We start from the raw sequence: 23,793 nt of genomic DNA on the forward strand, positions 1-23,793 counted from the left end.
TCTGTTTGTAAAATGTACAGTTGGCTGGAGCAGACAGAGCGAGCTTTCTTCGAAGCCCTATTGCCCGCGCCGCAGCTGCTGGTTATGGCGGATCTTCGCCTCGTTGCCCTGCTCGGTGGCCTGATAGAAGATCTTGCGGGAGATTGCCTTCGGCAGATAGTCCTGCTTCACATAATGGCCGGGAAAATTGTGCGGGTACTGGTAGCCCTCATGGCCCAGCTGGGCCGCACCTTTATAGTGTGTATCCCGCAAATGCAGCGGCACCTCGGCCGACTTCAGATCCTCCAGACTGTTCATGACGTTGGCGATAGCGGTCACTACCCCGTCTGATTTCGGACTCTCTACGGCGAACAGAATCGCCTGCGCGATATTCAGCTTTGCCTCCGGCCAGCCGTTATTACGGTAGGCATCCAGCGCACTGACCGCCTGGACCATCGCCTGCGGGTTCGCCAGGCCGATATCCTCACTGCTGGCCGCGATCAGGCGGCGGATGAAGGTCATCGGGTCCATTCCCAGCTTCTCCACCGCGTAGAGGAACCAGAACAGGGCGGCGTCGCTGGAGCCGCGAATGCTTTTGTGAAAAGCGGACAGCACATCGTACTGTGTTGACTCGTCCGCTTTGACAATCGGGCGGCGGATCGACTCCTCCGCCACCGCAAGTGTAATGTGCACGCTGCCGTCACGCTCCGGCGCCGTAGTCATCGCCGCCAGCTCCAGAGCATTCAAGGCTCGGCGGATATCGCCGTTCGCCATCGCGGCGATATGCAGCAGCGCGTCTTCGTCTGCCTTCAGATCCATGAAGCCGAGCCCCCGCTGATCGTCAGCAAGCGCCCGCTTCATCGCAATCAGGCTATGCCCGCTGGTCAGGGACTCCAGCTGGAACAAGGTCGAGCGGCTCATCAAGGCCCCGTTCACATAATGGAACGGATTCTCTGTGGTCGCACCGATGAAGGTAATCGTCCCCTTCTCCACGGCCGGCAGCAGCGCATCCTGGCGGGAGCTGTTGAAGCGGTGTACTTCATCCAGGAACAGAATCGTCTTCGAGCCGTACAGCGCCTTATTGCTCTGTGCGCGTTCAATGACCTCCCGCACATCCTTCACCGAAGCCTCCACCGCATTCAACCGCACGAATTCACCTTGGGTGTGATGCGATATGATATGGGCCAGAGTGGTTTTGCCGCAGCCCGGAGGCCCGTACAGCAGGATGGAAGAGACCTGGTCCGCTTCAATCGCTCTGCGCAGCAGCTTGCCCTTGCCTACAATATGCTCCTGTCCGATATATTCATCCAGATTGCCGGGCCGCATCCGGTCTGCCAGCAGCCGTCCGCTCCCGTTGTCTTCACCCTGCGAGAATAAATCCATCCTTACACTTCCTTGCTATCATCTAAGATTTCAATAGAATACATACACTTCTCCTATCATACCATACCTGTCCCAAACGTTAAAAAGAGCATGACCCCGCCGCCACCGGCGGGAGCCATGCTCTTTGTTCTATAATTAGAACTCGTATCCGTTCCAGACTAGCGGTTCATCGCCAGCCGCGTTTGCCGCATTTTTGAAATGATCTTGCGGATGCTTTCTTCAGATAAGTGATATCTCTTCTGCAGCTCGTTCACCGAGCAGCCGCTGCTGTGACTACAGAAGATCTCTTCGTTGCGGGCAGCAATCTCTTGCCGGGAGCCGCTGTTCTCGCCCCATCTTACCCGTTCTTCCGCTTTCTTCGGGATGTATAACAGCTCACCCTGTATGTATCCCTGCAGCTCTTCGAGCAGCCCCGGGGGGAGCACATCCTTTCCATTGACGTAACTCACGTTCAATTTCCTCCTTCAACAGGTGTATTCCGTTCAGTCCGATCACTGTACTGTTCTGAATAATCATTCCACCTGCCTCCTTTCTTCTCCTCAAATTTGGTAAATCATCTAAATTCATTATATTAAACCCTGCGGTTATCGTCTACATTCATTATGGATCAGCGGTCTGTCAGTGGTTGGTCAGTGTCATTCTTTATATTGTAGTAACCGGAATTACATATCCGCTCGTGTTCGCTCATTATACATAAGGAGGCCTCGCGGCCTCCCGTTTAACAGGTCTCCGTCTTAGACGGAAACCACCTCGTATTCTGAAAACATATCTTCAGCCTCCTTCCAGAAGTAATCTTGCCCGGCCGGACACTTATTATTAAGCCACAGGCCGCACCGGGTTACAAGTTCAAGAATAGTTATAATCGTTCTCCACCTGAAGGCTGGCACGCGAACTCTTTTGGAAAGAGGGAGAATTGCAGAAATATTGTAGTACATTTTTTGACGAAAAACTAATTATTTAGTCGATCCCTGTCGAAATATATATTAAAATATCTAGTTACTTCGAGATATGGAAATAAATTTTAACGTCCATCCATTCAGAAATTCAGGAGGAACTTCCATGCCAACACCGAAAAACCCCCTAAAGCGCCTATTCCGTATCACGAAGCTCAGAACTGAACTGATGCTGCTTATCATTACAGCCATTGTACTGCCCTCGCTGGCTCTGGTGGCCATATCGACACAAACCTCAGAATCGGCTCTGCGCTCCAAAATGGAAGACACCACACGCTCCAGCATCCACCTCCTGGATAAAACACTGTCGCAGCTGATTCTGCTGGAGAGCGCCGGAGTGAATGAGCTGGCATACGAGATGAGCAGCGCGGGGCTAACGAACAATTCTCCACAGCTGCGCAAGCTGATCGACAACTTCAAGCTGGAGCATCCTGAGGTAGATATCGTGGCGATAGGCAACGAGGACGGGAAATACATGTTCGCGCCGGATTCCAAGCTGGACAATTATGATCCCCGCGTACGCGACTGGTACATAGATGCACTTAAGACCCCGGAGACAACATCGGTGATCGATCCCATTTTCTCCAAAGTAACGAACAGCTACATTCTGCCGATCTCCAAGGCTTTTCCGGACGGCAAGGGGGCTGTTACGATCAGCATCAGCATGAAGGAGCTTATGGAGCTGGCGAAGAATGTCAGTCTGGGCGATAGCGGATATGTCTTCATCCTGGACGGCAATAACAAGGTGATCTACCACCCTGCCATGGAGATTGCTTCGGAAGCCACAGGCGCAATGACAGCAGGAATCAAGCAAGGCCCGGCGGGTAAAATATCCTACAAGGATGCTGCAGCCGATACGCAAATGGACGGATACTACATTACCAATGAGCTGACCGGCTTCACCTTGGCCGGAGTGCTTCCAGAGAGTGAATATACGAAGGCGGTCTACCCGATTCTGTACAAATCAGCTATCGTTCTCGTGGTTGCGCTGCTGCTTGCTGCGGTAATTACCTTCCTGATTATCCGCCGGATAACCGGGCCGGTAGAACGCCTGAACCGTTCGGCCAAACGGGTAAGCGAAGGGTATCTGGATGAATTCGTCCAGACCAGCCGCAGGGACGAGATCGGTCAGCTTGCCGGCAATTATAATGAAATGGTCTCTTCGCTGCGCACCATGGTGCAGGAGGTTGCCGAGACCTCCGGCCAGCTCGCCGCTGCCAGTGAACAGCTCACAGCCAGCACGGCCGAGAACAGCAAGGCAGTCGAGTATGTGACGGAGCTGGTGGAGGAATCCACCCGGGGCGTGGAGACCCAGGCTTATGCTTCCGCCGAAGTCGCTACAACGATGGAGGAGATGTCCACCGGCATCCAGAAAATCGCTTCCGCTTCAGAGGCGATTGTGAGCGCCGCTATACTTACGGAAACGGATGTCTCGACCGGCAGCTCCAGAATGCAGGAGGTGGGGGAGCAGATGAAAACGATCCGCGAATCGGTACAGCAGTCCGGCACCCTGATCGCTGAGCTTAACGGCTTAAGCACCAGAGTGGCTGAGACCAGCACGGCGATCTCCGCCATTGCCAAGCAGACCAATCTCCTGTCGCTGAATGCCGGCATCGAGGCGGCCCGGGCCGGTGAACACGGCCGGGGCTTCGCCGTAGTGGCGGGTGAAGTGCGCAAGCTCTCGGAGGCTACGAATAGCAGTGCCGGGCAGATTCAGGAGACCATCTCCGAGATGGTGGGCCTGATCGCCAGCGCTTATGATGTGATGAAGCATAAGGTGGCAGAGGATGTGGAGCAGGGCATGGCGCTTACTCTGGAGGCGGGCGAAGCCTTCCGGCAGATTGAGCAGTCCACCCGGCAGGTCGGCGAGCAGATCCATGAGGTGTCGGCCATTACGGAGCAAATGTCGGCCAGCAGCTCCCAAGTAGCCGCCTCCGTCCAAGAGATGGCCACCATCGCCCGGGCGGCGCTCGACTCCTTCCAGAGCGTAACCGCAGCTACCGAGGAGCAGCTTGCTTCGATGGAGGAGATCACCTCCTCCGCAGCGGCACTCTCCGGCATGGCTGCGGATATGCAGGGACAGGTGGAGCGCTTCCAGTTCGATGCGAAGGATAAGGCTTAATCATACAGAACCGCCCACAATGCAAAGCAGCGATCCTCCAATAAAGGAGAATCGCTGCTTTTTGTCTTCCATCAGGGCAACTCCGCCGGCCGTTACGGACTGAGTAGCGCTTATTTCGGATGAAGGTCATGATTTGGCAAAGTTACGGACACCATGGCCCTTATCAGCCGATATTCGGTTCATAAGCATCGATTGCTGAGACAATAAAGGCGCTACGGTCCGTTACAGCCCAAAAAGTGGCGTTTTCCTGAGAATAAGGGCGCTACGGTCCGTAAAGAGCCCGACTTGCCTTTGCGCTTATTGACGCATCGGTGGTTCGGCGGTTCGGCGGTTTTGGCGGCGCATCGGCGGTTCGGCGGATCTGTTTCGCCAAACCGCCGGAGCTGTTGTACCGGATCGTAGACGGATTGCCGCTGGTTCGGTTTCCGGGACCGCTTGACGCTGTCTCTCTCGGCCTATTGTACCTCTGGCTCCGGCCAGCCGGAGATGCTCTCCTCTGCGTTCAGTTGAACGTAAGGCGGCAATTCGCCGCCCCGCAGTAGCCACAGCTCATGCAGGGCACGTGTGCAGCCCACATACATCAGCTTCGCATCCCAGGCCGCCGCTCCATAATGGGCGCTGTCTGCGTCTGCCAGAATGACGGCATCGAACTCCAGTCCCTTGGACAAGTAGACGGGGAGAATCGACAAGCCGCCGCGATATTCCGTGATGCTGCCGTCAATCAGATGAAGATCCTCGAACTGCGTGGCGAGCTCAGCGTACAGTAGAGAGGCTTCCCGCAGGCTGCGGGTCAATACCGCCACCGTGCGGTATTCGCGCCCGGAGAGCTGCGCCAGCGCGCTCTTGACCGCGCTGAGCCGTTGATCCGCCGATGCAGCCGCCGCCGCTCCCGGCAGCACATCCTCCTCATAGGAGATCAGCCGCACAGGATTCCCGCTGCGGAAGACCGGAACTGCCAGCAGCTCACTGCCCACGCCCGCAGACAAAATGCCATTGGCAAACTCGATGATCTCCATCGTTGAGCGGTAGCTTCGGGTCAGTGCATGGTATGCGGTGTATTCTTCGGCAAACAGCGTCTGCATCTCTCTCCAGGCATGTACTCCCTTGTAGGCGTGGATGCCCTGCGACAGGTCACCCAGAATGGTGAAGGAATGCCCCTTCACATACAGATCCAGTACGGCAATCTGGAACGGCGAGAAATCCTGCGCTTCATCAATCACGATATGGTCAAAGCGTTCCGTACCCTCATTGCCGTTCAGCAGATAATGGATATAGAGCAGCGGAGGAAGATCCTCCTCGCGCAGAATCCCCTTCTTCAGCTCTTTGACGGTCTCCTTCAGCACGGATGGCGGAATCTCCTCCGGTGCTGCCGCCGGCCAGTCCTCCGGCACTTTCGCCGCCCGGAAGATCTGCTTATAGATGGCGAGCGGCTCGTATTTCGGCCACTTGGCGCTGTAGGCCTTCTCGCGGGCCGCGCCCTTCTTCTTGCGCTCCTTCAGCGCAGCCGCTGAAGGGCTCTTCTTCAGCTCCATCTCGATCCAGCGGTGAAGCCGCGCCATGACGCGCTCCTTGCGCTTCGCCGGAGGATACGGTGCGTATTCCTCATTGTGCCAGCGCAGAATCACCTGGCGGCTCAGCACCGCCCCGTCCCAAGGACTGAAATCGCCCTCCGGCACAGCACTGGTCTCCAGCAGCTTGACGCTGGATTCAATGACGCTCATCAGCACCGTTGAGCCTTTGAAGCGCCCGGGGGTCTCTTCCGTGATGGCCGGCATTGCTCCCGCCGTCTCGAACCAGCGGCTCATGACCTCCGAAGCATCCTGCTCCGGCAGCGTGACATCAAGCACTCCGGCCGCCCAGTCCGGGAACGTGCTCTGGGCAATATTGCCGACACCCAGCTCCGGCAGCACATCCGAAATATAGTCCAGGAACATGCGGTTCGGGGCGAAAATAATCATTTTCTCCGCCGAGACCTGCTCCTTGTATTGATACAATAAGAACGCCAGCCGGTGCAGCGCAACGGTGGTCTTGCCGCTTCCTGCGACCCCCTGGATGATCAGCGCCGTATTCTTGGCCGCCCGGATAATCTTGTCCTGCTCCTCCTGAATCGTGGAGACGATGTCCCGCAGCCGGTTATCCTTGTTCTCCCCCAGCCGGTAGACCAGGAATTCATCCGATACCGCCGGTGCGTCGCTGTCACGGTTATACGTATCCGCCACCCTCTCCAGGATCTGCTTGCGGATCACCACGTTGCGCTTGAGATAGACCAGCCCTTCGATCAACCCCTCCGGCGCTTCATACGAGGCGGCTTCCGTTCCTCCGGTAAAAGAATAGAACAGGCTTGCCACCGGTGCCCGCCAGTCAATGACAAGCGGACGGTCGCTAACCTGCTCGCGGTCTACGCCGATTTTGCCGATATACAGTGCCTTGCGGTCTTCCTCGTCATTGCCCTGAAAATCAAGCCGTCCGAAATAAGGCTCCTGCCTAAGCTTGGCAAGATCTTTGCGCCTCTGCTCCCTTGAATCCTCCAGCACCTGCTCGGTATAATCGTGTCCCGTGTACACCGGTGTTGAGCGCAGCCGCTCAAGGGTGGAGTCAATCTCTGTCAGCACGTGGTTCAGCCTGTCTTCTTCCTCTTGATAGGCACTTTGAAAGTTGTCTTCCAATTTCAGTTACCTCCTAAAAGTTTTGCGGGCATTAGCTTCCTGAATCTCTCCAAGCAAAACTCGCTCCGGAAGCATGCACCTCAATTGATGTGAGCTGTCCATCATAACACAGCAGAGCAGGGAAAGCCATATTTTTCAAACTGCTGTCCACGCGGAGGACAAGCGGAAGGGGGAAGGGGTGCTTCCCCCTTCCCCCTTCCGCCTTTGCTGTTAGCCCATCAGCGCATGCAGCACGAAGTTCGCAATGAACAGTCCGGCAATACCATACAAGGCAGGAGGAACCTCCTTGCCTTTGCCGGTAGCCAGCTTCACCAGCGGATAGGTGATGAAGCCAAACGCCATGCCGTCCACGATGCTATAGGTGAAGGGAATCATCACCATGACCAGGAACGCCGGAAACAGCTCCGTCATGTCGCCGAGATCCATCTCGCGCACACTCTGCACCATCAGCCCGCCGATCACGATCAGAATCGGCGCAATCGCGCTGTCCGGCACATAAGCCAGCAGCGGGATGAACAGGAAGGTCGCGCCGAACAGCAGGCCGGTGACGAGTGAAGTTAAGCCGGAGCGTCCCCCTGCCGCAATCCCGGCGGTGGATTCGGCAGCGGCGACCACCGGGCTGCTGCCGAACAGACCTGCCGCGATGTTGGCGAGCGAGAGCGCCCGCAGACTGCTTTTGAAGCGTTCCGGGCGTCCTGCCATCAGTGTCTGGGAAGCGATCAGGCCGATATTCTCAAACACCACAATCAGCAGCAGCAGGAAGACGGCAATCCAGAAGACGAGGCTGACGAATCCGCCCCAGTCCATACTGGCGAACACGCTGCCATAACCGCTGAACACATGTCCCGGCTCGGTATTCTTCGGCGCATGAGCGGCTCCCAGCAGATAGGCAAGCCCTGTGCCCACGAGCATACTGATCAGCAGACCGCCGCGTGTGCCGCGGATGAACAGCACCAGCGCCAGCAGCAGCGTCACCACCGAGGTAATGACCGCAGGATCACTGAAATGCCCGATGGCGACGAAGGTGGTGGCGTGGGCAATGACAATCCCGCTTTTTTGCAGGCCGATGAAGGTCAGGAACAGTCCGATGCCAACTGTGATCGCATGCTGCAGATTATGGGGAATCGCATCGCTGAGAATGCGGTAGAGCGAGGTGAAGGCCACAATGGCAAACAGCACCCCGGTCACCACTACCACGGCCAGCGCCTCACGCCAGTCCAGCTTCATGGAATGCACCAGCGTATAGGTGAAAAAGGCATTGATCCCCATGCCCGGGACCACGATAATCGGCGTTTTGCCGCCAAACGCCATGAGCAGGCAGCCTGTGATGGCTGTCAGCAGCGTGGCAACCATCCCGGCCCGCAGCGGCATGCCTGCATCTGCCAGGATCGCCGCGTTAACCATTACAATATATACCGAAGCGAAATACGACAGGATGCCGGCCGCCCATTCCTGCTTCCAGTTGTCGCCCGGCTCCATTCCCACGCTATTCCGCCAAATATTCGATTTCATGTAACAACCTCCACTTAAGTTCTTCTCATAGGATGTCAAGTATCTCTCCACAAAACATACCGTAAAAATATCCCCACAAAGTGAGGGTTTGCTTCGATGTTTACTCAGGTACTTTGCGGGGGGCCCCAAAACATACCGTAATAAAAGGGCATATAGCCGGAAGCCGGCTACACACCCTTTTACCTGATAGAATTCATTCAAATGTAATGCCGCCCGTTTCGAGCAACTCCCGTACCGTTACACTAACCATAATCAGGCCGACTACAGGGGGGACAAAAGAAGTACTGGCCGGAGGCTGCTTCGCCTTGCGCCGGTCCGGCGCATTCGCAGGCACAATCTGCTCCGTCACATCTTCGCGCGGCTTCACAGGCTTCTCGGTAGAGAAGACCACCTTCACGCCCTTCTTGATGCCTTCCTTACGCAGTCTGGTGCGGATCACCCGGGCAATCGGGTCCATGGTAGTCTTGGAGATGTCGGCGACCTGGAAGCGGGTCGGGTCCATCTTGTTGGCCGCTCCCATGCTGGAGATCAGCGGGATCTTCCGGGCCAGACATTCCTTGATCAGGTGAATCTTATAGATAATCGTATCCGAAGCGTCAATCACATAGTCCAGCTTGTATTTGAACAGCTCCTCATACGTCTCTTCGGTGTAGAACATATTCAGCGCAATCGCTTCGCAATCCGGATTAATCAGCTTGATGCGGTCCACCATCAGATCGGTTTTGTTCTGGCCGATGGTCGTGGTCAGCGCATGGAGCTGGCGGTTGATGTTGGTAATATCGACCGAATCCTTATCAATCAGGATAATGCGGCCGATTCCGGTCCGGGCCAACGCTTCCGCTGCCATAGCGCCAACTCCGCCGATCCCCAGCACAGCTACTGTGCTGTTCTTCATGATCGCCAGGCCTTCCGGCCCGATCGCCAGCTCCGTACGCGAGAACTGATTCAGCATGATGTCAGCCTCCTTGGGCAAGGCTTCCGGGACGTCCCTCTGCTCTCCTGGAGCGCCCCGTCAGTCCATAGTTAATTTATTTCTTTTCTTTCTCCGGTTTCGGTGCCAGCTTGATGTGCAGCTGCTCCAGTTGTCCGGCATCCACCGGGGATGGGGCATCCATCAGCAGGTCCGTTGCACTTGCTGTCTTAGGGAAGGCAATGGTCTCACGCAGGTTCGTGCGGCCCGCCAGCAGCATAATCAGACGGTCGAAGCCAAACGCGATACCGCCATGCGGAGGCGTGCCGTATTCAAAGGCATCCATCAGATAGCCGAATTTCTCATAGGCCAGCTCCTGCGAGAAGCCGAGTGCATTGAACATTTTCTCCTGAACGTCACGCTTGTAGATACGCTGGGAACCGCCGCCTACCTCGTAGCCGTTAAGCACCAGGTCATACGCCTGTGCGCGGATGGCGCCAGGATCGGTATCGAAGAGATGCAGGTCTTCGTCCATCGGACGTGTGAACGGGTGATGCTCAGCCACATAACGCTTCTGGTCCTCATCGTAGCCGAGAAGCGGGAATTCCGTTACCCAGGCGAATTTGAACACACTGTCGTCGATCAGACCAAGCTGGCGGCCGATCTTCAGACGCAAGGCGCCAAGTACATCTGCTACCACCTTCTTGGTATCCGCGGAGAACAGCAGCAGGTCGCCTTCTTCGGCACCTGTGCGCTCCTTCACGGCAGCGATTTCTTCCTCGGAGAAGAACTTCACAATCGGTCCCTTGAACTCGCCGTCTTTGACCTGAATCCAGGCCAGACCCTTGGCGCCGTAGCGTGCAGCGTATGGTCCAAGATCGTCAATCTCCTTACGTGTCCAGGTGCCACAGCCCTTGGCGTTCAGACATTTCACTTCTCCGCCCTTCTCGATCACGGAAGCGAATACCTTCACGCCGCTCTCAGCAACGATATCATTCATCTCTACCAGCTCCAGGCCAAACCGCAGGTCCGGCTTGTCCGAGCCGTATTTGCCGATCGCTTCGGCATAGGTCAGCCGCTGGAACGGTGCGGATACCTCAACCCCAACCGTCTCCTTCAGCAGACGCTGCATGAGCTTCTCCATCATCGACAGCAGCTCATCCTGCGGCATGAACGAGGTCTCAATATCGAACTGCGTGAATTCCGGCTGGCGGTCAGCGCGCAGGTCCTCATCACGGAAGCAGCGGGCCATCTGGTAATAACGCTCGATGCCGCCGACCATCAGCAGCTGCTTGTAGATCTGCGGCGACTGCGGAAGCGCGAAGAATTCCCCTTCATGCACACGGCTTGGCACGAGATAGTCACGTGCGCCTTCCGGCGAGCTTTTGGTCAGGATCGGCGTTTCCACATCGATAAAGCCTTCGTTGTCGAGGAAATCGCGGAAGATCTTCGCTGCCTTGGAACGGAGCAGCAGCGTCTTGTGCATCTCCGGACGGCGCAGATCCAGGTAACGGTATTTCATACGCAGGGATTCGTCTACTTCCACTCCGTCTTCGATGAAGAATGGAGGCGTCTTGGCTGCATTCAGCACTTCGATGTCTGTAATCTGCACTTCGATCTCACCGGTCGGCAGGTTGCGGTTAACGGTCTCCTCATCGCGCTTAACCACCGTACCTGTCACGGACAGCACGTATTCACTGCGGACCTTATCGGCAATCTGCAGCGCTTCTCCGGAATAGTCAGGATTGAATACAATCTGTACAATCCCTGTACGGTCGCGCAGATCAATGAACAGCACGCCTCCAAGGTCACGGCGGGTCTGCACCCAACCGTTCAATGTTACTGTTTCACCGATGCTCGCTGTCGTTAATTGTCCACAGTTATGGCTTCTGGTCATCTTTTATCCTACCCCTTCATGATTAAAATTACATATACTCGCCTTTTCGCCTAATTCTGAATCAGCGCCTCTGCCAGTTCGTCCAGCTTCACAGTCCGCTGCTCGCCGGTCTCCATCGACTTCAGTGCGATGACGCCGCTATTCAGCTCGTCTTCACCCAGAATCGCCGTATACCGGGCTGACATACGGTCCGCCGACTTCATCTGCGCCTTCATCTTGCGTCCCAGGTAATCGCGCTCCGCAGAGAATCCAAGACTGCGCAGACGGAACAGCTGCTTCGTGATCTCCAGATCTGCTGCTTCACCTAATGCGACGAAGTACACATCCAGCGGCTTCGCCGCTTCCAGCTCCACACCCTGATTCTCCAGAATCAGCAGAATCCGCTCCAGTCCAATCCCGAACCCGATGCCCGGCTGATCCGGTCCGCCGATCTCCTCGACCAGACCATTGTACCGGCCGCCGCCGCCCACCGTGTCGATGGAGCCAATGCCTGCCGCTTTATACTCAAACGCTGTATGCGTGTAATAATCAAGGCCGCGCACCAGGCGGGGGTTGATGCTGTATTCCACACCCATCACATCCAGGTGCCCCTTCACCTTGGCAAAATGCTCTGTACACTCTTCATCCAGACTGTCCAGAATAGAAGGCGCTCCGCCGAACTTGTCCTGATCAACCTTGCAGTCCAGCACGCGCAGCGGGTTGCGTTCCATCCGCCGCTGGCAGTCGCTGCACAGGCTCTCTCTCATCGGTCTCAGGAAATTCAGCAGCTTCTCGCGGTAAGCCGCACGGCTCGGAGCATTGCCGACCGAATTCAGCTCTACCCGCACATCCTTCAGCCCCAGATCAATGTAGAACTGGTACCCCAGCGAGATGACTTCAGCATCAATCGCCGGGTCCACCGCGCCGAAGGCTTCGATGCCGAACTGATGGAACTGGCGGTATCTGCCGGCCTGCGGACGCTCATAACGGAACATCGGTCCGATGTAATACAGCTTGCTGACATCCGGCTCCCCGTACAGCTTGTTCTGGACATACGCGCGTACCACGCCTGCTGTCCCTTCGGGACGAAGCGCCAGATCGCGGTCGCCCTTATCCTTGAAGGTATACATCTCACCTTCTACAATATCCGTTGTTTCGCCGACTCCGCGCTCGAACAGCCCGGTGTGCTCGAACAGCGGGGTGCGAATCTCCCGGTAATTGAAGCGGCGGCACAGCTCTCTGGCCTTAGCCTCCACAACCTGCCATTTCTCTACTGCACCCGGCAGCACATCCTGTGTACCTGTTGGTTTCTCGAATCTTTCTTTAGCCACAGTCTATCCCTCCTGAAAATAACCCCTTAAAACAGCAAAAAACCCCTCATCCCTGTTCAATTACAAACAGGGACGAGGGATTATCATAACCAATAATTCACCCGTGGTACCACCCACATTCCGGGCTTAGCAACTTGCTCTGCGTAAGCTCCGCTCTAAGCGGTTAACGCCCGCCTACGCGCAATCGGCTACTGACTGTAGGCAATCCTGCTGCCTGCGTTCGCCGTGCGTTCTCGGGGAGGTCATTCGTCCGTTCATCAACAGAATCCTTACAGCCTTGCGGATCAGCGTGCGGTCCTCCTTACCTGGACGACAGCCATGATCTGCGGGATTCCTCTCTGGGGTTGTGGGTTACGGATTACTTGGTCCCGTCATCAAAACAATATAAACTTACCGTATACTGTTAGATTCTACTGAACCACTGCGCTAAAGTCAAGGATTGAATAAAATAAGCTGCCACCAGCGTTCCTTCCGCCAAGTGGACAGAGATTCCGCTATTGCGGCAAAAACTCATAAATCTCAGCTTAAGCGGACTCAGATTCCGTTATGTGCCTACATCTGCCTCGTTAATCGCGCAAATCAACCTAATAACGGAATGTCAGTCCGCGTCTGCCTCGAAATAACGGTTCTTGGACAAATAGGCGCTTCTCAGTCCGCTTCACTACCTCACTCTAATGACACTCCATGTTGCTTATAATCCCCTAAAAACAAAAAAGTGACCTGCAGCCGATTGCTGCAGGTCCATCATCATATATTATAAAAAAGGGGGTCATGCTTCTATTATAAACACGCTATATTAAGGAATCATGAATGTAGTGTTACAGTTGCATTACAGAAAAGAAAGCGTTTCACCAAGCCGTCCAAATCCCCGCTGTCATGCTAATCCATAGGTTACACCATCCCCCAGTTCCTGTCTAGATCTATGACGCTGTCCTCGCCTTTTATTCTGCATATAAAACAGCTCCAGCCTCTCCATAACGGAGGGCTGGAGCTGAAATGTATCCCGGCGGGATACCGCGGTCCCTTTTAATCAAAAATCTCCACATAGGCCTGCTTGCCGCGCAGAACCTCTACAACCTCGTTGTAATGATTCTCGGCTACCTTGAGATCCATAACATAATGCAAGTGCTCCAGGTCACTGCTTGTCAGCTCTTGCCCTCTATGCACTTCGCCCTCCGTGCGTACTTCATCGGCGCGTACTTCATCCGTACGTTTCAGATCATCCTCTGCCGCAACTGCCGGGACAATGGCCGCCCCGGACCCCATACCTGTTGCACCTCCGGCAGCGTACACGCCTCCGGCACCTGTTGAAGCGGTATTCGTGGAGCCCAGCGGTATTAGAATGTTGCGCCGGTTATTTACTCCATTATCCAAAGGGTCTGTTAATGCCGATACCTCAATCCCCTCTACACCATAAGGAATCAACGAGGTCTTAGCACCTTCCGCTGCATCTTCTGTACTGAAATAGGCCTGGATTCTTCTAGTCATTGTAAATCCCTCCCATAAAGTTGTATTATGCCAAACGGGTTACGCATGTATTTCTTGTATTACAACACCTTAAGCAGCTCACGCACAAAAGCGGGCTCATCCTTGGGTGTGCGTGAAGTAATGTAATTGCCGTCTACGACGACCTCTTCATCCTTGAACTCCGCACCGGCATTGATCAGATCATCCTTCAGCGGCGGGTAGGAGGTAAGGGTGCGGCCCTGCAGCAATTCAGCGCTGATCAGAATCTGCGGGCCGTGGCAGATAGCGGCAATCGGCTTGCCTGCACGGTCAGCATCCTTCACGAATTGCAGAATATCCGGGTCAAGACGAAGATTCTCCGGCGAAGATCCGCCCGGAATGACTATCGCATCATACTCTGCGGCTGTGACCTCGCTGATCGCTTTATCCGATGTATAGGATACGCTTCCTTTTTTGCCGAGCAGGGTCTCATTTTTCTTCAGACCGATGATTTCTGCCTGATGTCCTGCCTGTAATACTCCTTCGTAAGGAACCTTCATTTCAGAATCTTCAAAGTCATTGGCGAGCAGAAAAGCTACTTTACTCATGAGATCCATATCTCCTCTCTAAGGCTGCTGTCGTCTCGTCAATCTATTACCCTCATTCCCCCGCTTTATAACGAAGCCTAAGCAGTTCCCGTAAATTCTGTTTCGTGAAACCTATACATTCTTATATTCCCAAAAAAATCCACTCCCCGCATACCTTCGCTCCAGTTAGGTACGCGGCAAAAGACCGCGGCCTCTACGCTGGAGTCCCTGCGGGTCCTTCGGGTCCCCGGCTTCCTTGGCTGTCGCTGAGGCTTCGGTCATCGACCCGGCCACGTGGGACTGAATCATGTTCCACATCCATGCTTTTGGTGCTTGTCTCATTCTGCTTGCTCCCCGCACTTGAATAATGGTGCATCATTCATAGTCTATCCAGCCAGGGCTACTGCTATCCCGCTTGGTTAACTAGAAGCAAAAAAGACCCCACCTTGTGGAGTCCCGTGATGTATCTTATCAAGTGGAAACGGCTTTGCCGTCCTTTATAGCGGCGTCTGCCCGGCTCTAATCCTAACCCTTGCTGTCCAGCAGCAGCGTAACCGGTCCCCAGTTGGTCAGGGCGACATCCATCATCGCTCCGAACACGCCGGTCTCAACCTGCAGCCCACCGGCACGCAGCACCTGGTTGAAGTAGTCATAGAGACGCTCTGCCTCAGCCGGAGCCGCTGCCGCCATGAAGTTGGGGCGTCTGCCCTTGCGGCAGTCCCCGTACAGCGTGAACTGGGAGACGGACAAAATGGCCCCGCCGGCCTCCGTCACACTATGGTTCATTTTACCGGCCGCATCCTCAAAAATCCGCAGTCCGGCAACCTTGTCAGCCAAATACTTGGCATCCTTCTCTGTATCCTCATGGGTTACGCCGACCAGCAGCAGCAGGCCCTCTCCAATGGCTCCGGTCACTGCACCGTCCACCGTTACACTGGAGTTCTTGCAGCGCTGCACAACGACTCTCATCTCATCCTTCAGCTCCTTGCCTTAGCACCTATTGCATAATACGGTTAACGGTATACACATCCTTGACCCGCTTCACTTTGTCGACCACAGACTGCAGGTGATCGGTATTGCGGATCAGAATCGTCATATGGATCATCGCCATCTTGTTCTTGTCGGAGCGCCCGGTGACCGCTGAAATATTGGTCTTGCTCTCCGATACCGCCTGCAGCACTTCATTCAGCAGCCCGTTGCGGTCATGGCCGGTAATCTCAATATCGACGCTGTAATTAGCCTCCATACTGCCTTCCCACTCCACTTCAATCACGCGCGCTGCTTCCTCCCCGTCCATCTCGTTCGGAATGTTCGGACAATCCTCACGGTGTACCGATACGCCCCGTCCACGGGTCACATATCCGATGATATCGTCGCCCGGGACAGGATTACAACATCGTGCGAAGCGTACCAGCAGATTGTCGATCCCCTTGACACGGACCCCGTTGGTCGGCTGGTTGCGCTTCTCTCCGCTGGATTTGATCGCCTTCATCTCGGAGGTAAGCTCCAGATGGCCTGCGGCCTCCTCCTGGTCCTTACGCAGCTTCTCAGTCAGCTTGGAGGCGATCTGCGCTGCGGTAATCCCGCCGAAGCCGACCGCTGACAGCATATCCTCCACATCATTGAAGGCGAACTTCTTCGCAGCCTCGGACAATTTGTCCTCCGTCAGCCAGTCAGAGACCTCCACGTTCAGGCGCTTCAGCTCGCGTTCGATGGCCTCCCGGCCCTTCTCCACGTTCTCCTCGCGCTTCTCCTTCTTGAACCACTGCTTGATCTTGCTCCGCGCATGTGAGGACTGGGCAATCTTCAGCCAATCGCGGCTCGGACCGTAAGAATTCTTCGAGGTCAGAATCTCCACGATATCCCCGGTCTTCAGCTTATGGTCAAGCGGAACAATGCGCCCGTTCACCTTGGAGCCGATTGTCCGGTTCCCGACCTCGGTATGAATGCGGAACGCGAAATCCAGCGGCACCGAGCCGGCAGGCAGCTCCACTACTTCACCCTTAGGCGTGAATACGAAGACCAGATCAGAGAAAAAGTCCATCTTCAGCGATTCTACAAATTCTTCGGCATCCTTGGCTTCGTGCTGCAGCTCCAGAATCTCGCGGAAGAACGGCATCCGGTTCTCGGGATTGACGTTGTTGTTGCTGCTGCCTTCCTTATACGCCCAGTGGGCGGCGATCCCGAATTCGGCCGTGCGGTGCATCTCCCAGGTGCGGATCTGAACCTCCGTCGGCTCTCCTCCCGGACCTACTACGGTTGTATGCAAAGACTGATACATGTTCGCCTTGGGCATAGCAATATAGTCCTTGAAACGGCCAGGCATCGGCTTCCAAAGCGTATGAATAATGCCCAAAGTGGCATAACAATCCTTAATATTGTCGACGATAATGCGGATAGCCAGCAGATCATAGATCTCGTTGAACTGCTTGTTCTTCGTGTTCATCTTGTTATAGACACTGTAGATATGCTTCGGGCGTCCCGAGAGATCGCCTTCGATGCCCATTTCATCGAGCTTGGCGCGGATGCGGCCGATGACACTGTCAATGAACTGCTCGCGTTCTGCCCGCTTCTTGTGTACAAGATTCGCAATCCGGTAGTACTGCTGCGGGTTCAGGTAACGGAGTGCAATATCCTCCATCTCCCACTTGATCGCAGAGATCCCCAGCCGGTCCGCAATGGGACAAAAGATTTCCAGCGTCTCATAAGAAATCCGGCGCTGACTCTCTTCAGACTGGTATTTGAGCGTACGCATATTATGCAGACGGTCCGCTAGCTTAATCACGATCACCCGGATATCCTGGGCCATAGCGATGAACATCTTGCGGTAGTTCTCGTTCTGCTGCTCTTCCTTGGAGCGGAAGCGGATGCGTTCCAGCTTGGTCAGGCCGTCTACCAGCATGGCGCAGGTATCGCCAAATTTCGTGCGGATCTGCTCCAGGGACACCGTCGTATCTTCCACAACATCATGCAGCAGCGCAGCAATGATGGATATGACATCCATTTGCATATTGACGACAATATCTGCGACCGCCAGCGGATGCAGAATGTATGGCTCCCCCGACTTCCGTACCTGCCCGTGATGAGCCTGATCGGCGAATTCATAAGCTTCACGGATGCGGAGAAGATCTTTTTCTTTTATATAGGCGCCAGCCTTTTCGGTTAGTTGCTCTATGCCCATTCTCGTCGTATCCGTTTCCCTTCTATAATAAAATGAACCTGCAAGCATGCAGAATTTGCAGGTTCCATACGTTCCCGGCTGCATTGCGCTCAGGTTAAAGTTGTCTATAATTATGACGCTTACGAAGGATTCCGTCAACACTTGCCATAGCGTGGTATTCCTGTCAGGGAAAGGGTCAAGAAAAGACAATTTTGTGGCACGGATAAAAATGTTGTTGTAAAAACCCGCTGTTCTATTTAATCTAGTAAAGGCGGTTTTTTAAAAAATAAGAATTGTCAAATCAAATTAGATCAGAAAGAGAAGTGAACTCCATTGCAACGCGAAATTCAAGTTAACGAAAGACTCCCTTGGGGCCCGGGCTTCCTCCTGAGTCTTCAGCATCTGTTCGCCATGTTCGGCAGCACCGTGCTTGTTCCCAACCTGTTCGGGGTAGATCCCGGCATGATCCTGCTGATGAACGGTATCGGTACCTTGCTCTACATTCTGATCTGCCGCGGCAAAATCCCCGCCTATTTGGGTTCAAGCTTTGCCTTCATCTCTCCGGTGCTGCTTGTGCTGAAAGAGCATGCCGGCGATCATGAGCGCGGATATTCGCTTGCACTGGGCGCTTTTATCGTGACTGGTGTTATCTTCATTCTTGTCGCCTTAATTGTACGTTATGCCGGTACCGGCTGGATTGATATTGTATTCCCTCCGGCAGTTATGGGAGCGATAGTTGCCACGATTGGACTGGAGCTTGTGCCTGTAGCCGCACGGATGGCCGGACTGATTGCTCCTGAGGGTGTGGCCACCGCCGACTGGACGCCTGACGGCAAAGCGATTACCCTGTCGCTCGTCACGCTTGGTGTTACCGTGCTCGGCTCCGTGCTGTTCCGCGGCTTCCCCAAAATCATTCATATCCTCATCGGTATTGTTACCGGTTATGTACTCGCTTATATCTTGGGTGAGGTGAATACTGGTGCCATCTCTCAAGCAAGCTTCCTCTCGCATCCCACGATCATTACCCCATCCTTCAACTGGCAGGTCATTCTGACTATTATTCCTGTATCGCTTGTGGTCATTGTGGAGCATATCGGCCATTTGCTGGTCACCAGCAATATTGTGGGCAAGGATCTGACCAAGGACCCGGGACTGGACCGCTCACTGATGGGTAACGGGATTTCAACAGTACTCTCCGGGTTCCTGGGTTCTACGCCTAATACAACCTATGGTGAGAATATCGGCGTTATGGCTCTGACCAAGGTGTACTCGGTATATGTTATCGCGGGCGCTGCTGTAATCGCCATCGTGCTGTCGTTCTCCGGAACGTTCTCCTCGGTCATTGCCAACATTCCGCTGCCGGTTATGGGCGGTGTATCCCTGCTCCTGTTCGGTGTTATTGCGGCATCGGGCCTGCGTATCTTCGTTGAGCAGAAAGTCGATTTCTCCAAAGCCACCAACATGATTCTGGCTACGCTCGTCCTGGTTGTCGGCATCAGCGGCATTTCGCTGAAGCTTGGCGGTGTAGAGCTGAAAGGCATGGCACTGGCGACTATCGTCGGTATGGTGCTCGCCCTGCTCTTCAAGCTGATCGAGGTTCTGGGCCTGTCCAATGAACAGGAAGCTGACAAATCGGCACATTAAATAACTCACATCTGTTATTATCCACCCAGCGCATCAACAAAAAGCGGACTGCTGTCTTCATTCGACAGCAGTCCGCTTTATATTTCCCGGGAAAAGTTGCCGGGCACGACGATTAATCCTCGTAAGTCAACAAGGTAACCACTTCAATATCCGACAGCTTGTCCCGTCCGGCCAGAGCCGTCAGCTCGATCAGGAATGCAGCGCCGACCACTTGTCCGCCAAGCTGTTCCACCAGGTTTACTGACGTAGCAATCGTCCCTCCGGTAGCCAGCAGATCATCCGCAATCAGCACCTTCTGGCCGGGCTTGATCGCATCGGTATGCACAGCGAGGGTATCCTTGCCGTATTCCAGATCATAGCCCACTTCGATTGTCTCATAAGGAAGCTTGCCGCTTTTGCGGATCGGCACGAAGCCTACACCCAGCGCATAAGCCAGCGGTGCGCCCACTACAAAGCCACGCGCCTCCGGTCCGGCAATGACATCGATCTCCAGGTGGGCCACGAGAGCTTTAAGCTCATCGATGGCTGCACGGTACGCAGCGCCGTCCTTCAGCAGTGTAGTAATATCTTTGAAGCTGATTCCAGCCTGGGGGAAATCCGGAATTACGCGAATATTGTTTTTGAAATCCAACATCATCATCTCCTAAAAGTAAGCGGGGATCACCCCCGCTGAAGTTACTCAAACCAAATGACCGTGCCAGCATGTGTAGCTGTTATGAGGCCCCTAAACGCCGTGACAGCATGAATTCCTGCAATTCACTGCGGCTGCCTTCCATGAAATACTGCTCCATCTCCGCCGTCTTGCCCAGTCTGACGAAATGCTCTGATGTGCTCAGACTCTTGGCGGCAGGCTGCGGGACAAAGGTGATCTTGCCGCCGCTGCGCTCAATGAAGTCAAGCTCATCGAACACATCCAGCATTCTGCTCACCATACGCACACCAAGCGCCGACTGGCGGCTGAGCCGCAGCAGGACTTCTTGCTCAGGAGTTGGAGATGCAGCGATTGCGGCAATCCATTGATATAACGATTTGAAATGATCACGGGTGGGAACCTGCAGCCGGTCACGCCCGTCACGGATTGAATGCAGCAGGGCAATGTTCTCCGCCCCCGGAAAAGCAGTGAACAGTGCTTCCAGCTGCTCCGGAGACTCCGGCATATCAAGCACACAGAGCAGTGACAGTCCCTCTTCGTCAGGCGTGCCCTCCGGCTGATGTACAGCCGAGATCCCGGCAGACTCATCGTATACCCAGAGGGACATGTCCTTCAGATCACGCAGCGGCGTTGTCCGGCTGTTCTGGAAGACCGCTGCACTCCGGCCGGGACTGCTGCCGCTATAGGTGCGGAGCAGCTCCTGAATATGCGCCGCCTGCTTGACGGCATCGGCCGCGCCGCGCAAATCGAACAGCTGCGCCTTCGGCACCGCAAGATCCTGCAGCATTAGCTGAGGCTTGCGCGAGCCGTTCCATTCATTGACGGACAGTTCTGCCAGAACATCCACGACTGTACCATCCGGAAGCAGATCAGCCAGCGGCCCCTTGCCGAAGGCTACAGCTTCAATCGTCAGCTTGTCCTGCTGGAGCACAAGCTTCAGGTGCTTGCCCTCCTGACCCATCTTCCGTGTCTCCTTCACAACTGCTCCGCGCAAAATGAATCTCGGCAGCGGATTGGCCATGCCGAACGGCGCAAGCCGCTCCAGCTCAAGCGCAGCCTGGAGGGTCAGATCGGCAATGGATACCTCCCCGTCCGCAGCCGTAACAGCTACGAAGTCCTCCGGTGTCAGAACAGACGCAGCATAGCTATTCAGCGCCGCATCGAAGGCTTCCAGCTTGCCCTGCGGCAGACTCATCCCGGCAGCGGCCGGATGTCCTCCGAAGTGGTCCATCAATTCGGCGCATGAGGATAAGGCTGCATAGATATCCAGACCCGGGATGGAACGGGCTGAGCCCTTGCACATCCCGGTCTCCGGATGAATGTCCAGAATAATAACCGGACGGTAATACCGCTCGAGCAGCTTGGAGGCCACAATGCCGACTACGCCCACATTCCAGCCCTGGTCCGCCAGCACTATAATATCCGGCAGTCCGCTCCGGCTGATTCTCTCCTCCAGCTTAGCTGTGGCTTCGGTGACAATTCGCTCGACAACCAGTTGGCGTTCCTTGTTCAGCAGATCCAGCTCTCCGGCAAATTGCTCAGCTTCTGCCGCATCTTCCGTGGTCAGCAGTGTAACCGCCCGGCCAGCATGATCCAGTCTTCCGCTGGCATTAATACGCGGCGCCATCCCGAAGGCGATATTCACCGCACTGACGGTGTTCATCGCAATACCGCCCACCGAGAGCAGCGCACGGATGCCCGGGAACGACGAATTCCGCATGCTGCTGAGGCCTCTGCGCACCAGACTGCGGTTCTCGCCCAGCAGCGGCATCAGATCAGCAACGGTACCTATAGCAGCAATCTCACACCATTCCTCAGGCACTTCACTGCCAAGGAGCGCCTCAGCCAGCTTGTAAGCCACCCCCACTCCAGCCAGACCCTTGAAGGGATACGGGCAGTCCGGCAGCTTCGGGTTAATCAGCGCATAGGCCTCGGGCAGCAGCTCCGGCGGCTCATGATGATCCGTGACAATAACATCAATGCCCAGCTCCGAGGCATAGGCAATCTGATGATAGGCACTGATACCAGTATCAACCGTAATGACGAGAGATACACCCTGCTGGACCGCCCAGTCCAGCGCATGATTATGCAGTCCATAGCCTTCATTGGAGCGATGGGGAATATAAATATCAAAAGAGGCCCCAAGATGACGCAGAAGGTAGATCATCAGCGCAGTGCTGGAAACCCCGTCCGCATCATAATCACCATACACCAGAATATGCTCTTCCTCTTGCAGTGCCTTCTGTATCCGCGGCACCGCTTCAGCCATTCCTTTGAGCAGGAATGGATCATGTCTATCTTCCGCTCCTGAATCCATGAATACCCGTGCCTTGTCGGCGGTATCCATACCTCTTTGCACCAGCAGTGAAGAAAGGAGCGGAGAAATAGAAAGGCTCCGGGCCAGTTCCGAAATACGCTCGGAATCGGCTGCCGGAGATTGCCAGCTTGTTTTTGAATGAAGCAATACAGTTCACCTTTCTCTCACCTTGCAGACTACTGAAGCAGCGTGGGAATATCGTTGTCCACAAGCTCGTGATTGCTTTTATAAGGATAACCCGGATCATACGGCACAACATCCATATGAACCTCGCCTACATGAACGAACCGGTGTTGCAGCAGCTTGCGGGCACATTCTGAAATATCCTGGGCCTCCATCACGCTGATCCGCGGATTCACACTAATCTTCACATGCAGATTCACATAACTGCCTTCCTCCAGCGCCCGGAGCTGCTCCACCCGGATGACTCCATGCACCCGCTGAACCGTCTCAATGAAGCTGGCAGCTTCCTCGGAAGGAAGCTCCTGAATCTTCTTGCTGTATACAGAGGAAGCAATTAACGAATAGCCTTTGCGGAGAATCAGACATCCGGTCAGCAGAGCTGCAATGGGGTCCATGTAGAGCAGAGGATGCCAGTTCAAGTATCCTCCAGTTATGGCCAGGGCAATTCCGATAAATACAGTTATAGAGGTGTACAGGCTGAACCGGTGGCTATCGGCATAAGCAGCATGACTGCCGTCACCCTTTTTTTTGAAATAACGGTACTGGTATTGAAATACAGCCTCTTTGAACACAATGCACAGCAGGACAGCAACAAGCGCTGACTCCTCCGGTGCCGACAGATGTCCCCTTGTCAAATCACGGATAGCCGAGAAAGCAACCTGCAGCCCGCCCATAATAATCAGCACAGAGAACAGAATAGCCGCCATCGGCTCCTTGCTTCCTTGTGCAGCCCGGCCGCGTTCCGCTGAGCCTTCTGCCTTGTGGCTCTGCTTCAGGTTCCACGGAATCACCCCCGCCAGTCTGGCAGCGGCATCTGCTCCGGAATAGATTGCATCCCCCAACAATGCCTTGCTGCCTGACAGATAACCGATACTACCCTTGGCTAGAGCGAGTAGAACATCACTAAGGATTCCGGTCCAGGCAACGGTTTGTTTCCGGGGTAATGGTTTGTCATTCATAACGAGGCCCTCCTTACCACTAGCAGGTAAACTCATGATGATGAAATCAAGCAAGACGCCCTGACCCGAAGATTCCGAAAAGCCGCGTCGCTACAGACGCGGCTTACAGAATA

The 23,793-nt window shown here is 54.9% G+C and carries 17 protein-coding genes; 2 read left to right on the plus strand and 15 right to left on the minus strand.

The annotated features are described in order from the left end of the window. Nucleotides 1-57: 57 nt before the first annotated feature. Entirely contained in the window at nt 58-1,362 is a 1,305-nt protein-coding gene (locus NST26_RS24760; protein WP_340980019.1) for a replication-associated recombination protein A, read from the minus strand. A gap of 158 nt (nt 1,363-1,520) precedes the next feature. Next, nucleotides 1,521-1,811, minus strand: a complete 291-nt coding sequence (locus NST26_RS24765) for a CD3324 family protein (RefSeq protein WP_036690524.1) — start codon at nt 1,809-1,811, stop codon at nt 1,521-1,523. A gap of 610 nt (nt 1,812-2,421) precedes the next feature. Here NST26_RS24765 and NST26_RS24770 point away from each other — a divergent pair. Further along, nucleotides 2,422-4,437 (plus strand): methyl-accepting chemotaxis protein, encoded by a 2,016-nt coding sequence (locus tag NST26_RS24770; protein WP_340980020.1) that lies wholly within the window; start codon nt 2,422-2,424, stop codon nt 4,435-4,437. Nucleotides 4,438-4,892: 455 nt separating this feature from the next. Here NST26_RS24770 and NST26_RS24775 read toward each other — a convergent pair whose 3' ends face one another. From NST26_RS24775 to NST26_RS24820, 10 genes are all read right to left on the minus strand, one after another. Next, the gene (locus NST26_RS24775; RefSeq protein ID WP_340980022.1) at nt 4,893-7,103 is read right to left on the minus strand and encodes a HelD family protein; all 2,211 of its coding nucleotides are present in this window, start codon (nt 7,101-7,103) and stop codon (nt 4,893-4,895) included. A 210-nt stretch (nt 7,104-7,313) separates the two neighbouring features. Continuing rightward, the gene (locus NST26_RS24780) at nt 7,314-8,615 is read right to left on the minus strand and encodes an NCS2 family permease (RefSeq protein WP_209872288.1); all 1,302 of its coding nucleotides are present in this window, start codon (nt 8,613-8,615) and stop codon (nt 7,314-7,316) included. Between the two features lie 193 nt (nt 8,616-8,808). Beyond that, nucleotides 8,809-9,567: a tRNA threonylcarbamoyladenosine dehydratase gene (locus tag NST26_RS24785; RefSeq protein ID WP_340980023.1), complete on the minus strand. Its 759-nt coding sequence runs from the start codon at nt 9,565-9,567 to the stop codon at nt 8,809-8,811. A 76-nt stretch (nt 9,568-9,643) separates the two neighbouring features. Next, on the minus strand, nt 9,644-11,422 hold the full coding sequence (gene aspS / locus NST26_RS24790) for an aspartate--tRNA ligase (RefSeq protein ID WP_339311227.1): 1,779 nt from the start codon (nt 11,420-11,422) through the stop codon (nt 9,644-9,646). 50 nt (nt 11,423-11,472) lie between these two features. After that, nucleotides 11,473-12,732 carry a histidine--tRNA ligase gene (gene hisS / locus NST26_RS24795; RefSeq protein ID WP_339311228.1) on the minus strand — a complete coding sequence of 420 codons (1,260 nt, stop codon included), beginning with the start codon at nt 12,730-12,732 and terminating at the stop codon, nt 11,473-11,475. Nucleotides 12,733-13,758: 1,026 nt separating this feature from the next. Beyond that, nucleotides 13,759-14,220: a hypothetical protein gene (locus NST26_RS24800; RefSeq protein ID WP_339250398.1), complete on the minus strand. Its 462-nt coding sequence runs from the start codon at nt 14,218-14,220 to the stop codon at nt 13,759-13,761. A 59-nt stretch (nt 14,221-14,279) separates the two neighbouring features. Continuing rightward, the gene (locus NST26_RS24805) at nt 14,280-14,786 is read right to left on the minus strand and encodes a type 1 glutamine amidotransferase domain-containing protein (protein WP_209872297.1); all 507 of its coding nucleotides are present in this window, start codon (nt 14,784-14,786) and stop codon (nt 14,280-14,282) included. 165 nt (nt 14,787-14,951) lie between these two features. Further along, nucleotides 14,952-15,107: a hypothetical protein gene (locus NST26_RS24810; protein ID WP_340980025.1), complete on the minus strand. Its 156-nt coding sequence runs from the start codon at nt 15,105-15,107 to the stop codon at nt 14,952-14,954. 183 nt (nt 15,108-15,290) lie between these two features. Then, complete coding sequence (gene dtd, locus NST26_RS24815; protein ID WP_340980026.1) at nt 15,291-15,734, minus strand: D-aminoacyl-tRNA deacylase; 444 nt, start codon at nt 15,732-15,734, stop codon at nt 15,291-15,293. A 28-nt stretch (nt 15,735-15,762) separates the two neighbouring features. Then, nucleotides 15,763-17,946, minus strand: a complete 2,184-nt coding sequence (locus NST26_RS24820) for a RelA/SpoT family protein (RefSeq protein WP_036732347.1) — start codon at nt 17,944-17,946, stop codon at nt 15,763-15,765. 312 nt (nt 17,947-18,258) lie between these two features. Here NST26_RS24820 and uraA point away from each other — a divergent pair, with 312 nt between their 5' ends. Then, nucleotides 18,259-19,569 (plus strand): uracil permease, encoded by a 1,311-nt coding sequence (gene uraA / locus NST26_RS24825; protein ID WP_209872306.1) that lies wholly within the window; start codon nt 18,259-18,261, stop codon nt 19,567-19,569. A gap of 112 nt (nt 19,570-19,681) precedes the next feature. Here the strand turns inward: uraA and NST26_RS24830 are convergent, their stop codons facing one another. The 3 genes from NST26_RS24830 to NST26_RS24840 form a co-directional block, all read right to left on the minus strand. Further along, complete coding sequence (locus NST26_RS24830; protein ID WP_036732465.1) at nt 19,682-20,200, minus strand: adenine phosphoribosyltransferase; 519 nt, start codon at nt 20,198-20,200, stop codon at nt 19,682-19,684. Between the two features lie 82 nt (nt 20,201-20,282). Next, nucleotides 20,283-22,685, minus strand: a complete 2,403-nt coding sequence (recJ, locus tag NST26_RS24835; RefSeq protein ID WP_340980027.1) for a single-stranded-DNA-specific exonuclease RecJ — start codon at nt 22,683-22,685, stop codon at nt 20,283-20,285. Nucleotides 22,686-22,714: 29 nt separating this feature from the next. Further along, nucleotides 22,715-23,680: a cation diffusion facilitator family transporter gene (locus tag NST26_RS24840; RefSeq protein ID WP_209872317.1), complete on the minus strand. Its 966-nt coding sequence runs from the start codon at nt 23,678-23,680 to the stop codon at nt 22,715-22,717. Nucleotides 23,681-23,793: the final 113 nt, after the last annotated feature.

Origin of the sequence: Paenibacillus sp. FSL R7-0128 (assembly GCF_038002245.1) — a bacterium.
Taxonomy (GTDB): Bacteria; Bacillota; Bacilli; order Paenibacillales; family Paenibacillaceae; genus Paenibacillus_AQ; species Paenibacillus_AQ silagei.

Excerpts from the sequence above, each read along its gene's own strand:
- NST26_RS24770 (WP_340980020.1), top strand. The coding sequence starts at position 2,422 with ATGCCAACACCGAAAAACCCCCTAAAGCGCCTATTCCGTATCACGAAG.
- aspS (WP_339311227.1), bottom strand. The coding sequence starts at position 11,422 with ATGACCAGAAGCCATAACTGTGGACAATTAACGACAGCGAGCATCGGT.
- NST26_RS24785 (WP_340980023.1), bottom strand. The coding sequence starts at position 9,567 with ATGCTGAATCAGTTCTCGCGTACGGAGCTGGCGATCGGGCCGGAAGGC.
- NST26_RS24820 (WP_036732347.1), bottom strand. The coding sequence starts at position 17,946 with ATGGGCATAGAGCAACTAACCGAAAAGGCTGGCGCCTATATAAAAGAA.
- NST26_RS24760 (WP_340980019.1), bottom strand. The coding sequence starts at position 1,362 with ATGGATTTATTCTCGCAGGGTGAAGACAACGGGAGCGGACGGCTGCTG.
- NST26_RS24810 (WP_340980025.1), bottom strand. The coding sequence starts at position 15,107 with ATGAGACAAGCACCAAAAGCATGGATGTGGAACATGATTCAGTCCCAC.
- NST26_RS24800 (WP_339250398.1), bottom strand. The coding sequence starts at position 14,220 with ATGACTAGAAGAATCCAGGCCTATTTCAGTACAGAAGATGCAGCGGAA.
- NST26_RS24840 (WP_209872317.1), bottom strand. The coding sequence starts at position 23,680 with ATGAATGACAAACCATTACCCCGGAAACAAACCGTTGCCTGGACCGGA.
- NST26_RS24780 (WP_209872288.1), bottom strand. The coding sequence starts at position 8,615 with ATGAAATCGAATATTTGGCGGAATAGCGTGGGAATGGAGCCGGGCGAC.
- dtd (WP_340980026.1), bottom strand. The coding sequence starts at position 15,734 with ATGAGAGTCGTTGTGCAGCGCTGCAAGAACTCCAGTGTAACGGTGGAC.
- NST26_RS24805 (WP_209872297.1), bottom strand. The coding sequence starts at position 14,786 with ATGAGTAAAGTAGCTTTTCTGCTCGCCAATGACTTTGAAGATTCTGAA.